This window comes from Micromonospora sp. WMMD1082 (assembly GCF_029626175.1).
Classification (GTDB): domain Bacteria; phylum Actinomycetota; class Actinomycetes; order Mycobacteriales; family Micromonosporaceae; genus Micromonospora.
In genome coordinates this window covers 3,247,950-3,261,335 of the sequence record NZ_JARUBM010000002.1, presented here as the reverse complement: position 1 = coordinate 3,261,335, position 13,386 = coordinate 3,247,950, and the positions used below count along the sequence as shown (strand labels likewise).

The window sequence follows — 13,386 nt, the reverse complement described above, 5'->3', positions numbered from 1 at the left end:
TCAGGCAACGGAGCTGGTGGGGGCCGGTGTGATCCGCGCGACGAGCCGCGCGGCGGTCTCGATCACCTCCCGTTGGTGCGGCAGGAGGTGATCGGGGGCGACGACGGCCGCGTAGGGGTCGACGACGTGCGTGTGGTGCCCGGACAGTTCCTCCACGTGGGCGAGGACGCAGAGCGGCACGTACCAGGGGTTGTAGCCGCCCTCATGGGCGCTGACGAGACGGCCGTGGCAGAGCCGCTCGGCGGCCTCCACCAGGAGGCGGGTCATCTCCCGGTAGGTGTCGGCGGTGAGCATCTGCCGCGCCATCTGCTCGAAGTTGTTCGCGTCGAAGCCGGCCGAGACCAGGATCAGGTCGGGTGCGAACCGGTCGAGCGCGGGCAGGACAACCTCGCGCATCGCGTGCAGGTAGCCGGCGTGGCCGGTGCCCGCCGGCAACGGGCAGTTGATCGCATACCCGGCGCCGTCACCCAGACCGTTTTCGGCGAGCGCGCCGGAGGCCGGCGGGAAGCAGTTGTCCTGGTGAAGCGAGATGGTGAGCACACTGGGATCGCCGTAGAAGATCGCCTGGGTGCCGTTGCCGTGGTGCACGTCGAAGTCCACGACCGCGACCCGGCCGAGGCCCAGGACCTTCTGCGCGTGCCGGGCGGCGACAGCAACGTTGTTGAACAGGCAGAACCCCATCCCCTGGTCGGCGGTCGCGTGGTGCCCCGGCGGACGCAGCAACGCGTAACCATTGGTGACCACGCCCTCGGCGACCGCGGTAACGAGTTCGACCAAGCCGCCAGCGGCGAGACGAGCGATGCGGTAGCTGCCGCGCCCCACCGGGGAGAACCCGTCCCCGGCGTCACCTCCCCCACGCAGCTCGCTCTGCTCGTTGATGGACTGGATGTGGTCGCTGGTGTGCACGCGCAGCAGCTCGTCCATGGTGGCCTCGCGCGGATCGACGACCTTCAACGCGGCGGCGAGCACACCGGAGGTCTGGATCAGCTCGTGACTGCGCCGTTTCGCGTCGGCGTTCTCCACGTGCACGTAGGGCTGGATGCCCGCAAACGGATCCGCGGGCATCACGCCGGCGCTGGTACCGGTGTCATGCCAGAAGAAGAGCGGATGGTGGACGTAGCCGGTGGGCATGTAATCGCCTCCGTAAGGTCGGCAGCCGATGCAGGGTTCACGACGCGGTCGTGATCTCAGGCGGGGTGCGGGGGTGCGGGATGCGTGTCCTGACGGCGTCGGCGAGGTCGGCGACGAACGCGTCGATCTGTTCTCGGGTCACGCCGGGCATGCAGACGATGTGGCTGACCGGTCCGTCCGTGGCCAGCAGCCACCTAGCGCGTACCGTGGCCGGTGGTGTGGGCAGGACGACGGTGAAGGCGTGCGGCCACCGCCAGGCGCGCCATCCGGTAGCGGCGGTGATCTGTTCGACGGCGTATGCGGCGGTGCTGCGGGCCTCCGCGGCCCGCCAGCGGTGTCCCTCGCGGCCGTGTACGGCGATCGCGTTCCAGATCAGGGCGGCGGCCAGGCCGCAGCGAGAGCCGCTGACGGTGGTGTCGACGGTGCCGGTGTAGGCGACCCGCTCGGCCGGTCTGCGGACGCTGTCGCGAATGAGCACTACCCCGCATGGGGTGGGAATGCCGAGGAACTTGTGTCCGCTGATGGCGATGCTGTCGATGTCGCCGTCGGTGAAGCGCAGTTGTCCGTCGAGTGCGAGGGGGATCCCGGACAGGGCGGCGTCGACGTGCAGGTGCCCGGCGACGCCGTGCTCGGTGAGAACGGCGCGGATGCGGGCGGTGTCGTCCACCGCCTCGGTCATGGTGGTGCCGGCCGTGGCGACCACGATCGCCGGCCACCGCTTCCGCCGCCGGATCTGCGCGGCCAGGTCGTCGTAGTCCATCTCCCCGTCGGGGCCGGCCCGCACGACCACCTTGTAGGCGCCGACCATCTCCCTACCGATCTTGCGGACGGAGTAGTGGGCGGCGTCGGTGTGGTAGATCCGGGCGGTCGGCCAGCGATGGTAGGCGGCCAACAGAGCGGCCCGGTTGCCCTCGGTGCCGCCGCTGGTCGCGTAGCCCCACCGGTCATCGGCCGGCATACCCAGCAGGTTCGCGAACCAGGTGATGGCAGCACGTTCCAGGACCCGCGTGTGCGCCACTCCGCCCGGGTCATCGAGGTTGCCGATGTTGTTCCACAGCCGCCCGCCGAGACGTGTCACGACCCGGCGGTAGTCAAGGTCCGTCGCGCCGGGAAAGCCGATACTGGTCGGCGCGGCCGCGTCGGCGTCGCGGACGAGCCGGCCGAGCACCGCGTCTATGTCGATCGTGTCCTGGTCGAGGTCCGCGGCGGCGGCCAGGTCGAGGGTGTCGGTCACGCCGGCCGCCCGCACAGGTAGTCGGTGAGGACGGCGTGTAGCGTGCCGAGACCCCGCCAGATCGCGAGGGTTTCCTGGTCGCCCTGCTCGGTCAGGTTGGCGTGGGGGTTGTGCCAGTGGTCAGGTCGGTTCGCGTCCAAGGGTTTGTTGCTGCGGATGCCGTCGTCACCGACCCGGCCGTGGGGATCACGCAGAATGCGCAGGGCGGTGTCGTCGGTCAGCAGCGCGAAGCCGCGGCCCTTCAGGTCGTAGGCCGACCTGCTGCGGTGGCCGGGGGCCACCGGCGCACGCAACTGCTCGGCGACCTGGTACCAGCGGCCGTCCTCGCTGTCGAGCGTACTCACCCCGACGCCGACGTACTGCGCACCGGGCGGAAGAGTCACGTCCCTGCCGTTGACCATCGACCCTTCCGGACCAGCCGGATGCCACCGCCGCCCATCGGCGGCCGCGGAGGCGATATTGCCCTTGGCGACCTCGGCCAACTCGACGAGCAGTTCAGGCAGGGCGTCCGTGTCGGGCGACGAGTACCACAGCCGTTGCAGCATGTCGATCCGGAAGCCGAACGGCTCCTCCGGCGCCGCGGAGGCGAAGAACCACAAGATCCCGTGAGGGCCCAGAGCCTTGGGTGTCCCGAACGCCAAGTCGGCACGATTCATGTGGCCGTTGTTGGCCGTTTTGGTCCGGCAGGCGACCTGATAGCGCAGACTCGCCCACCGCCGAGCCTCCTCGCGTTCCGCCTCCTCGTCCGGTGCGTCCACAGGCGCGGACGACTCCGCAGGCGCCGGCGCGGCCGGGGGCGCAGGCGGCGGCACCCGCACGGGGATGGGGGCGTCCCGCCAGTCGTAGCCGGCGGGAGACGGGTCGTAGCCGGGCGGCGGCCCGTACTGAGCGCGAGGACGGTAGCCCTCGGACGGTACCGGCGATGCGCGCTCCGGCAGCCCGGGATACAGCGGGTCGCCGCCGTAGCCGGGATGCTGCGGGTCAGGGCGGTAGCCGGGATGCTGGGGGCCGGAGCCGTAGTGTCCGGCGGGTGTTGCCGCGTGGGTCATCATCGTCGCCCCTGTCAGATGTTGAAGTCGACGTCGTCGGGAACGGCGTTGGTCGGCGGCGTGCCATGACCGATACCGGCGTGGACCTCCGGTCGGACCTGCCGCAGGTGCCCAGCCCACATGCCGCCCAGCCCGGCGACACCGAGCAGGATCACGGGCAGCAGGTACGGATAGGCCGACCCGGGCGCGGCGCCCAGCAGCGGCCCCGCGTTCAGGATCATCAGCCCCAACAGCACACACCCGGCGAGGGAGCCCAGGAACGGCGCGAGCCGCCACTGCCACACCCCGGGCCGCGGGCCGCTCACCTCGGGCGGGGCCTTCAGCGCCGCGACCGACGCGGCCAGCAGCAAACTCAACAGGCCCATCGCTCCCAGGCTCGACAACCAGGTGAACATCTGACCGATCGGATCAAGGCCGGCCACTCCGAAGCCGGCCACCACCCCGGCAGCCACGACCGTCTGCGTCAACGAACCGTTGCGTGGGGCTTTGACCCGCTTCCCACTGCCGCCCCGCGCCAGCCCCACCGGCAGAGTCCGCTCGCGGGCCATCGCGAACACATACCGCGCGAACACGCAGTGGAAGGCCACCATCGAGGTGATGATCGCGAAGACCAGCAACACCCCCGCCGCCGCACCGACCCACCAGCCGCCAGCACGCTCCAGCACCGCGAACGGCAACCCCGGATCGGCGGCCTGCTCGGCGACGCTGCCCGGACCGACCGCCACGCCCGTCGCCCACGCCGCCAACGCGTACGCGCCACCGAGCACCAGCGCCGCGCCGATCATGGCCCGGCCGATCGACGTCTTGTCGATCGACTCCTCGCCGAAGCTGCCCGCGGCATCGACACCCATCAACGACGCCACCACGAACGCCACCGCCCCGCCGATCCCGGTAACCGCCAGCCCGGAGACCTCGAAGCCCTCCCACGACACGGCACCCGCCGCCGGCTGACTCGCCCCCGCCACCACGAACACCACAACAATCAGCAGCGAAACGACCAACACCGTCCCCAGGACCCGGGTCGACAGCACGATCGTCCTGACCCCCAACGCCCCGACCACGGCGAGAGCCACAGCCGCGTACACCCACCAGGCCCCACCGAACGCGCCGGCCAGCGTCCCGCCGAGCAGGCCATACAAACTCGTCTGGATCGCCCCGTAGGCGACCAACGCGACCATCCCCGCCGCCACACCCCAGCCAGGGCCCACACCACGGGCCAGGATGGCGTAATAGGCGGCCGGATGCCCCACCCTCGCCGCCATCGCCGTATACCCGACCGCCAGCAACGCCACCCCGACCGCCACCAGCACATACGTCAACGGCAACGCCACCACACCCGTGGTCGCATAGATCGCCGGAATACCCCCGACAAGCACCACCAACGGCGCCGAAGCCGCCGCACCGAACACCCACAACCCGGCCGGCGTCACCGTGCGACGCGTCAACGCCACCTGCAACCCCGCACTCACCACGACACCCCCCGCACCGGCGAGTCCGGGCACGACCCAGCACGGCAGCCATCCACCGAATGCCGGTCCACACCGGCCGCGTTGGTCGGCACCACATACACCGCCAACGGCCGCACCGGGCCGCGACGCCAAAACCGTTCGTCACAGGCGACCGCCCGATCGGCCTCGTCCCGGTCGGACGTGAACCCGAACAGGTCATGCTCACCGTTACGCCACTCACGACGAATTGCGTAACCCCACAGACCTTCCCTTGCCGCCACGTCGTCATCGGCTGCCGGAACGGCGGCACCGGCATGCGCCGTCGACATCAGCGCACTCAACAATCGTTCAGGGCGCCAGAATCGTGGGACGGTGGTCGCGAGACGAGTTGCGGTCTTCATGAAGGGAACGGCTCCTGGTCCTTTGGAAGGGAACTGCCCACTGACGTAGCAGACATAAAGTGACGGAAGGGGAAACGCAAATACCAACGGCATCATCGAGTCCCATAGCGCTGCAGACGGACGCGACGCGGCAATCCATCCCTGACCACAACGGGCGCAGATCGCCACATCCGCCACAGGACCGGACCGCCCGACTCCAACAGAACCGGCGACCGTGCCTGGTACCCACACCGAGCGAGCAGACTCTCTCGAGGCCGGTCGCTGACGATTTCCGCAACCGAGGGCAGCCCTGCGGCATCGAGAACACGTAAACGCCCGGCGAGCACTCCGCCGTCGGCTCCGCCTCGCCCGTCAACGACGTGAGCCAGATAACGATGTGGGACGTTTGGCTGAGCCGCATGGAACAAGGCGAAACGACCGGCGCTAACCCCCAGCAGCCTTTCAAGATCACGCGCCCACGCCGTAGGCACGGCAGGACGCACCGAGCCGGAGTACCAGACCGCCAACGCGGACAAATCCTCGGTCGTGTCGACCTGACCATGCCGCACCGCGTGCTCCAACACGAGCTCGGCGTAGCGGTGCAGGACGCTCACGCGAGCACCCGCGTCAGGGACAAGCCAGGCACCAACCGATCCCGCCGACAACGCGTGGGCCAGCAGCATGGCAAGCTCGGGCACGTCCGCGCCGCCCGCGCGGACCATCGCGGTCTCCTCGGACTGCATCGTTGTCGCCATCACGACAGCTCCTCAGCTTCAACAGCACTCGGCCGTGCGCCCCGCTTCTGCTGGTGATCGACCTTGCTGAACATCGTGGTAAAACGGTCGGTCCCGGAGGCCCGTGCGCAACCAACGCAAGCGCATAAAGCCGCCGCATCGGCTGTCCCACGTGCGGGATTTCCGGCAACGGACCTATCCCGACATGGGCATAGCTCGTTGCAAATAAACGATCACCGAATCGGGCCCGGCTGGGAATACCGACCTTCGGTCCGACCTTGCGTCCCGACCTTCGGTCCGACCGGGCCTTGAGCTGCGTCTTCACTAGGGTCGAGCAACAACATGGAGATCATCTCCACGTCAACCCGGGTTACATTGAGTGCCCGGCCGGCCGCCAGCGCCTGACCGGGCCCGGGATTGATCTTGGAGGCTGCTGTTGACCCGCCCCAGTCCCTATGTCCGTCGGCGGTGGCTCGGACGTGAAATCCGGCGCCTGCGCGAGGAGCACGGCGTGCGCGGTGATGCACTCGCACGCGCCGTCGGGTTTTCCCGGCAGCAACTCAGCGCCCTAGAGAATGGCCATCTCGGCCCTGACATCGATCTGGTCAGCGGCATCTGCGACTACCTTGCCGTCGGCGCGAACCGGCGGACCGCGATCATGGATGCGGCGGCCGATGGCTGGACGCGGGGATGGTGGATGGCGAACCCCGACCAGATGGGACTCCGTCAGGTGACCTACGCCGACCTGGAAAGCGGCGCCAGCGTCATCAACGAGTTCAGCATGCTCGTTCCGGGTCTCCTGCAGACGCCGGCGTTCAGCAACGCTCGGTTACGCAGCGACCTAAGCCAGAACGACAAGTTCGATCCTGATGCCGCCGTCGCCGCTCGCGCCCACCGCCAGAGGCTGCTGCTTGCCGCCGGCGGGCCACAGCGCTACGAGGCCATCATCGATGAAACCGCGGTTCGACGTGATGCTGCCGATCCGATCGTTGCCGCGGAGCAGTTCCGGCACATCGTCACCATCTGCGAGACGCACCGGTCCGTGATTGTTCGGGTGCTTCCCATGGGTGCCTCCGTCCGGAACTGCAGCTCCCCCAAGTCGGCGTACTCGATTTACCGATATGGCGATCCGCAAGACCCGCAGGGTTTACAAGCTGTCGCCGTCGATACGCTTACCCGAGACCTAATCTTCACCGACGCCGACGAGGTCGACCCGTACATCAGCATGCACAGCCGACTCAGGGCAGCCGCCCTATCGATCGATTCGAGTATGCGTCTTCTGCGCGAGATCGCGGAGAAACTGTCCCCCATGGAGAAGGAGTCTCGCCGTGACCACACCCCAGTACGCCTGGCGTAAGTCCACCCGTAGCGACGGCGGCAACTGCGTCGAGTTCGCCAGCGCAGGCGCATCCGTTTTCGTGCGCGATTCGAAGGACGAGGATGGCCCGGTTCTGCGATTCGGCTCGGCGCAATGGCGCGCCTTCACCAATGGAGTTCACGCTGACGAGTTCACGCCTGTGACCACGTCGGAATGAGCTAACCCGCTCCCCGGCCCGAGGCTCGCGCGGGTCTCGCGAGCCCGCAGCCCGCGGAACGCAACGCGGGCTGCGGGCTGGCGCGGTGCCGGCCGACCTGGGATGCTACGCCACGCTCTACATACTCCATGTCTCCATCTGGTCACGCTACAGCAGTGGTTCGCGTTGTGGAGGTGGCTGTGCCACGTCACCCTGAGGCGGTCATCGCGCCGAACAGCACGTTGCGCAATGCTCGCAGGGCTCTCGCTTCGCCGCACCGCCACGGCCAGTGCATGTCTCGATCGGAGTTGGCGGAGGCCGTCAACGCGGCGCTGGATCTGCTCTATCCGAAACGGAACCTCACCGCGCACTACGTGAACGACCGGTGGGTAGGAAAACTGGAGCGGGGCGAGCACCGGTGGCCGAGCCCTGAGCACCGCACCGCCCTGCGCCACGTCCTCGGCGCCACCACCGACGTCGAACTCGACCTCTATAGCCCGCGACGCACGCCCGACGTTCCGCCCCACCAACTCCTTGGGCTGTCCCAGCCGCCAACACCGCACCTGGTCAGCATCCACGTCGATGACGAACTCCTGTCCGGCCAGTCGCAGGCGTGGCTACGCGAACTCGACCGCATCACCGCACAGCCCTCCCACACCTGGTCCACACTCAGCCTCCGGGTACGCGAACACCTCGACCTCCTTGATCGGTTGCAACGCGACCTCGGCCGGCCTCACCTGGCGGCCGTCGACGCGCGATGGTCCGAGTTCATGAGCTGGATCGCCGACAACGCCTCCTCGGACGGCGGTATGTGGCTGGAGCGCTCACACCTGCGCGCGAACGAGGCCAACGACCGACCGCTCGTCGCGTACACGCTGATGCGACAAAGCCAGCGAGCCCTCGACAACGGCGACGTCCGGACCGCAATCGCGCTCTCACGCCGATCGCTGGCCCACGGCCCGGTACCGCCGCGCACACGCGCCCTGTGCCTGACCCGGCTGGCCGAGGCGCTGGCAGCCGGCGGCGACGACACCGGCACCGCCGTCACAGCCGCACACCAGGAACTACGACACGCCGACGCGGATGGCGGGGACGAAGACGCGTTCGCGCGACACTGCGACCTGCGATACGTGACCGCGGCGGAGGCCCGCTGTCGGCAACTGCTCGGAGATCCGGCCTCCGCCACAGCCATCCTTGAAGAACTCCTCGACGACCAGGCCGGCGTCGCGTCGATCGATCGCGGGATGTGGCACGCTCACCTCGCCGACTGCTCCCTGCATGATGATCCCGAACGTGCCGCCGAGCACGGGATGAACGCGCTGCGACTGGCCCAGGAGACCGGGTCACACCGCATCATCCGAGCAACCCAGCCTCTCGCGATCGCGTTACGCCCACGCAGCACCCTCGCCTCGGTACGCGCGTTCGTCGAGGCGCACCGCGCCGCCGTGACCCGTCAGTGACAGAATGACCGCGTGGACGTGCTCCCCACCACCACCAGCGCCGACGTCGCCGCCCAGGCACCGACCGTCGCGGTACTGCCCATCGGCAGCTGGGAACAACACGGCTCGTTCCTACCCCTAGCCACAGACACCATCGTCGCCACAGCCATCACCGCCGCGATCGCACAGCGGCACAACGTCCTGGTCCTGCCCCCGATCACCATGTCTTGCTCACACGAGCACACCGGCTGGCCCGGCACCGTAAGCATCAGCCATCAGACTCTGTCCGCGACGGTCGAGGACATCCGAGCCTCCCTCGCCGCGAGCGGCGTCACCCGCCTGGCCATCGTGAATGGCCATGGCGGCAACTACGTCCTCAGCAACATCGTCCAGGCGGCCAACGCGACAGCGCCGAAGTCCATGACGTTGTTCCCCACTCGGTCAGACTGGACCAAGGCCCGAGACGCCGCTCGGCTGGACACCGACACCCACCAGGACATGCACGGCGGCGAACTCGAAGTGTCCATCCTGCTGCACGTGTGCCCCCACGCCGTCGGCGCCGACTTCGTCGACGCAGACCACCTCGCGAACGACAGGCCCATGCTCCTAGTTCATGGCTTGGCGCCGTACACAAAGACCGGTATCATCGGTCGCCCCTCGGCCGGCACTGCGGACAAGGGTCAAGCCCTGCTAGAAAGCTTGGCAAGATCGTTCGACGACCATCTGGCCATTTTCCTACATGCGCGGTAGCTGAGCGACTAGGGAGCGGGTGCATGCCTCGTCATCCGGATACGGTGGTCACGCCCAACGGGGTGATCACCGAAGCACGCCAGCGCATGCCGTCGCCCCGACGCCGTGGGCAGTGCATGTCCCGGTCCGAGCTGGCCGACGCTATCAACCAGACGCTCGGTCTGCTGTATCCGAACCGGAACCTCACCGCCCACTACGTCAACGACCGTTGGGTAGGAAAGTTGGAGCGCGGGGAGCATCGGTGGCCCAGTCCTGAGCGCCGCACCGCCCTGCGCCACGTCCTCGGCGCCTCCACTGACATCGAACTCGACCTCTACAGTCCACGACGCACGCAGCCCGACGCCGCTGCCGAAAGCGCATCGACGGGAGGCCCGGAAGGCGACAACCGAGTGGAATGTGCACTCGCCCAGCCGCAGTCTACGGATCTCGCGACCGCCGAGTACCTGCGTGAACAGGTCGGTCACCTTGACGCAGCGCATCGGGCGCCAAGCAACCCAACGCAAACAACTAGCTTGGACGATCGGACTCAGCCAGAGGGTGCATGCAACGGCCAGTTTCGTCGCCGAGAACTCTTGCGCGGCCTGAGCAGCATAGCCGCAGCCACGGGACTCGCTGGAACAGCCGGGCCAGCCACCAACAATGCCGGCCGGCAACTGGACGACCGGCACGTACAGACAATTTTGGACATCGAGCAACGCCTGTACGCCCAGGACCGCCGGTATGGTGCCGTCGAACTCAACCAGCTCGCGGCGACAGCCGTGACCCAAGCGAACAGATGGCTTCGCAACGGCCGCTACAGCGAACAGGTAGGACGCCGGCTGCAACTGGCCACCGGCGCTCTGTCGGTGACCGCCGGCTGGCTCGCGCTCGACTCGGGCAGGACGACGGACGCCCGCTCGCTGTACACCGAAGCTCTCGTCTGCGCGAGGCACGCCGACGATCCGGCTCTGGAAGCGCATGCCTTCGGCTGCTTGTCCCTGCTCGCGGCGTCGACCGATCATCCGCGCGAGGCGGTCAGCACCGCCAAGGTCGCCCAACGCGCCGCTACCCAGCTCGGGTCGCCTCGGTGGCTGTCGTTGCTGGCGATGCGCGAGGCCCGCGGCTGGGCGCTCCAGGGCGACCGAACCCTCACCGAACAGGCACTGGTGCGCGCCTACCATCTCTACGGTCAGGGCCCCAGCGACGCTGACCCCGCCTGGCTCGAATTCTTCGTGCCGGCTGAACTCGCCGGTCTGGAGAGCCTGTGCAGGGCCGACCTCGGCCAGTACGAACGCGCCTGCGCCGGCGCCGAGCACACTGTCATGCTGTTCTCCGCCGACCACGCCCGCAATCGCGCCCTCTACACCGCCGACATCGCTTTGCATCACGCGCGCAAGCCACGTCCGGACCTCGACGCGGCGGTCGATGCCGCCCACCGAACGCTCGGGTATCTGTCCGACGTCAAGTCCGACCGTCTCCGGCGTGCCCTCAACACCGTCGCCGACGCGCTGTCACCTTACGAGCGGACCCGCAGCGTCGCCGGTTACCTCGATCTTCACCGAGCGGCAATACCGACGTGAGTAACGAGGCGCCCGGCACAACCACCCGTCGCCACGACGGCATAGCGGTCGACGGTCTCCTCGACACGCTCACCGCAGTGTGGGCCGACGCCCACGCCGACGACCACGACGTCGCGGCGGCGGGCTTCAACTCCGACACGCTGCGCCGTCAGATCATCGGCCACGCCACCCGCGACGACTTCACCCTCATCACCGCTCACAACGCCGAACGTTGCATCGGCTTCGGGTACGGCTTCCGCTGTTCCCCCGCCTACTGGTTCGGCAAGGATCTGCTGCCCTCGATCACCGAAGCGGCACGGACCACCGATTCCCTCATCGGGATCTGCGAACTGGCGGTCTGCCGCCGATGGCACGGCCACGGTGTCGGAAGCCGCATCCACGCCGCGATCCTGGACGCCCTGGGACCCCAGTGGGCGTCGCTACTCACCATGCCCAACAGCAACGCGCAGCGCTTCTACCGGCGCTTGGGCTACCGCTATGCCGGCCCGTACCGCACCAACCCCAACGGGCCAGTCCTCGACCTGCTGCTCCTCAGATCCTTCTCCAGGAACCCCACGCCGTAACTGTCACCGGGCCCAAGACATCGGACTGCTACAGGTCAACCCCGCCGCAGATACCGCATGCCAGTAGAGTGGCTCCAGCTCGGCGGGAGCTTCGTGTGTAGACGGCGCGCGTCGATACCGACGCTGCATCGCCAGGACTTTGAACTCGCGCGAGTAGGGCCGCAACTCAAGTCGCCGCAGGGCAGCCTGAACTGGCCGCCGCCACTGCCCACACCGCGCTACCGATTGCTCGCAGCACAGGGGCCGACGCGTTCTACACCAGCTCGTGCAGGTCGGCGCAGCAGTCGATGCTCATCGCGGTCTCGCCGATGTACAACCTTTCCTTGAGGGCCTAGGCTATTCGGGGGGTGCTGCCTGATGGCGTCAGACGTCGAGCTGACCGCGATGCGACATGCCATCGCGCTGTCCGCCTGCGGCTTCGGAACGACAGGCCCAAATCCACCCGTCGGCTGTGTCGTCTTGAACAGCCGAGGAGCCATCGTGGGTCGTGGTTACCACCGCCGCAAAGGAGAAGCCCACGCAGAGGTGCGTGCCCTCTCCGATGCAGGACCGGCGGCACGCGGTGGTACTGCCGTGGTCACCCTGGAGCCGTGCAACCACGTCGGCGTTACCCCGGCCTGTCGACAAGCCCTGATCGACGCCGAAATCACCAGAGTTGTCATCAGCCTTATCGATCCGACATCACGAGGTGACGGGGGCGCCGCGATGCTCACCGCAGCGGGCATCGATGTCGAGACCGACGTGCTACGCGACGAGACGCTCGCAGTTCTCGGGCCCTGGCTCACTGCGACGCTACGCCGTCGGCCATACGTGATCTGGGCCTACGCCCTGGATGACGGCCAAGACGACGCCATGACCGCACAACTCGTACGCTACCTACGCGCCAGCGCTGACGTGATCGCAGTGAACAAGGTACCGGACGAGGGCATTCCCGGAGGGCACTCGGCGGCCCACTTTAGGCTTCCGGCGAACGCCGATTTCGACACCGGCCTCGTACCGTGGCTAACAGCGGCCTATTCGGGAGGCGCCCGCAGCGTTCTGCTTGCGGGACACGGATACGCCGATGCGATTCGCGACGACTTGCACGCCGTCGACGAGATCATCATTGCGGTGCGACGAAACGTCCGAGTCCCGACCGATGCGACGGCTAGTTTCGAGCTAGTCGCCGTATGGCCCGGATGGGACTGGATGACGCTTCATTTCCGGCAACACCAACGAGAGGAGATGTAGATGTCTTATCAACACGAACAGACGATCACGTCGAACTTTGCACTCACGGCGGCACGGAAACGTCAGGCTTCGCCACAACGGCCGGGAAACCACATGTCCCGGGCCGAACTGGCCGATGCCGTCAACCTCTTCCTCCGCCAGCTGGACGCCCCCGGCGACGTCCCGTACGTCGATAACCGATGGGTCGACAAGCTGGAACGAGGCGAGTACCGGTGGCCGGGCTCTGAGCTCCGCACCGCCCTGCGACACGTCTTAGGAGCCGCCACCGACATCGAACTCGGCCTCAGTAGCCCGCGACGCACGGCCGAGACAAACTAACCGCCGTGAACGTGGACCCGACCGGGCCCGACGGGCC

Annotated in this window: 14 protein-coding genes; 8 read left to right on the top strand and 6 right to left on the bottom strand. The window is 67.9% G+C overall.

The window, feature by feature from the left end; all coding sequences use genetic code 11:
• The 6 genes from O7615_RS15020 to O7615_RS14995 form a co-directional block, all read right to left on the bottom strand.
• The gene (locus tag O7615_RS15020; RefSeq protein WP_278178202.1) at positions 1-1,131 is read right to left on the bottom strand and encodes a class II histone deacetylase; all 1,131 of its coding nucleotides are present in this window, start codon (positions 1,129-1,131) and stop codon (positions 1-3) included.
• 37 nt (positions 1,132-1,168) lie between these two features.
• Positions 1,169-2,365, bottom strand: coding sequence for a histidine decarboxylase (locus O7615_RS15015; RefSeq protein ID WP_278178201.1), 1,197 nt, complete (start codon positions 2,363-2,365; stop codon positions 1,169-1,171).
• Positions 2,362-3,414, bottom strand: coding sequence for a hypothetical protein (locus O7615_RS15010; protein WP_278178200.1), 1,053 nt, complete (start codon positions 3,412-3,414; stop codon positions 2,362-2,364). The genes O7615_RS15015 and O7615_RS15010 overlap by 4 nt, the downstream gene beginning before the upstream one ends.
• Before the next feature lie 14 nt (positions 3,415-3,428).
• Positions 3,429-4,883, bottom strand: a complete 1,455-nt coding sequence (locus O7615_RS15005) for an APC family permease (protein ID WP_278178199.1) — start codon at positions 4,881-4,883, stop codon at positions 3,429-3,431.
• Entirely contained in the window at positions 4,880-5,263 is a 384-nt protein-coding gene (locus tag O7615_RS15000) for a hypothetical protein (RefSeq protein WP_278178198.1), read from the bottom strand. Before O7615_RS15000 ends, O7615_RS15005 begins: the two co-directional genes overlap by 4 nt.
• 92 nt (positions 5,264-5,355) lie before the next feature.
• The gene (locus O7615_RS14995) at positions 5,356-5,997 is read right to left on the bottom strand and encodes an N-acetyltransferase (RefSeq protein WP_278178197.1); all 642 of its coding nucleotides are present in this window, start codon (positions 5,995-5,997) and stop codon (positions 5,356-5,358) included.
• 415 nt (positions 5,998-6,412) lie between these two features.
• Between O7615_RS14995 and O7615_RS14990 the strand changes: the two genes are divergently transcribed.
• The 8 genes from O7615_RS14990 (at position 6,413) to O7615_RS14955 (ending at position 13,349) form a co-directional block, all read left to right on the top strand.
• Entirely contained in the window at positions 6,413-7,333 is a 921-nt protein-coding gene (locus tag O7615_RS14990; protein WP_278178196.1) for a helix-turn-helix transcriptional regulator, read from the top strand.
• Positions 7,305-7,511 (top strand): DUF397 domain-containing protein, encoded by a 207-nt coding sequence (locus tag O7615_RS14985; protein ID WP_278178195.1) that lies wholly within the window; start codon positions 7,305-7,307, stop codon positions 7,509-7,511. Before O7615_RS14990 ends, O7615_RS14985 begins: the two co-directional genes overlap by 29 nt.
• A 272-nt stretch (positions 7,512-7,783) precedes the next feature.
• The gene (locus O7615_RS14980; protein WP_278178194.1) at positions 7,784-8,950 is read left to right on the top strand and encodes a hypothetical protein; all 1,167 of its coding nucleotides are present in this window, start codon (positions 7,784-7,786) and stop codon (positions 8,948-8,950) included.
• Positions 8,951-8,962: 12 nt separating this feature from the next.
• A complete protein-coding gene (locus tag O7615_RS14975) occupies positions 8,963-9,679 on the top strand; it encodes a creatininase family protein (protein WP_278178193.1) in 717 nt (238 codons plus the stop codon).
• 23 nt (positions 9,680-9,702) lie between these two features.
• Positions 9,703-11,238: a hypothetical protein gene (locus O7615_RS14970; RefSeq protein ID WP_278178192.1), complete on the top strand. Its 1,536-nt coding sequence runs from the start codon at positions 9,703-9,705 to the stop codon at positions 11,236-11,238.
• Complete coding sequence (locus tag O7615_RS14965; RefSeq protein ID WP_278178191.1) at positions 11,235-11,801, top strand: GNAT family N-acetyltransferase; 567 nt, start codon at positions 11,235-11,237, stop codon at positions 11,799-11,801. Before O7615_RS14970 ends, O7615_RS14965 begins: the two co-directional genes overlap by 4 nt.
• Positions 11,802-12,158: 357 nt before the next feature.
• A complete protein-coding gene (gene ribD, locus O7615_RS14960; protein WP_278178190.1) occupies positions 12,159-13,031 on the top strand; it encodes a bifunctional diaminohydroxyphosphoribosylaminopyrimidine deaminase/5-amino-6-(5-phosphoribosylamino)uracil reductase RibD in 873 nt (290 codons plus the stop codon).
• Positions 13,032-13,124: 93 nt separating this feature from the next.
• Entirely contained in the window at positions 13,125-13,349 is a 225-nt protein-coding gene (locus tag O7615_RS14955; RefSeq protein WP_278178189.1) for a hypothetical protein, read from the top strand.
• Positions 13,350-13,386 lie beyond the last annotated feature (37 nt).

Bases quoted from the DNA above. Each gene is read 5' to 3' on its own strand.
- O7615_RS15020 (WP_278178202.1), bottom strand. From the start codon at position 1,131: ATGCCCACCGGCTACGTCCACCATCCGCTCTTCTTCTGGCATGACACC.
- O7615_RS15000 (WP_278178198.1), bottom strand. From the start codon at position 5,263: ATGAAGACCGCAACTCGTCTCGCGACCACCGTCCCACGATTCTGGCGC.
- O7615_RS15010 (WP_278178200.1), bottom strand. From the start codon at position 3,414: ATGACCCACGCGGCAACACCCGCCGGACACTACGGCTCCGGCCCCCAG.
- O7615_RS14970 (WP_278178192.1), top strand. From the start codon at position 9,703: ATGCCTCGTCATCCGGATACGGTGGTCACGCCCAACGGGGTGATCACC.
- ribD (WP_278178190.1), top strand. From the start codon at position 12,159: ATGGCGTCAGACGTCGAGCTGACCGCGATGCGACATGCCATCGCGCTG.
- O7615_RS14995 (WP_278178197.1), bottom strand. From the start codon at position 5,997: ATGGCGACAACGATGCAGTCCGAGGAGACCGCGATGGTCCGCGCGGGC.
- O7615_RS14980 (WP_278178194.1), top strand. From the start codon at position 7,784: ATGTCTCGATCGGAGTTGGCGGAGGCCGTCAACGCGGCGCTGGATCTG.
- O7615_RS14955 (WP_278178189.1), top strand. From the start codon at position 13,125: ATGTCCCGGGCCGAACTGGCCGATGCCGTCAACCTCTTCCTCCGCCAG.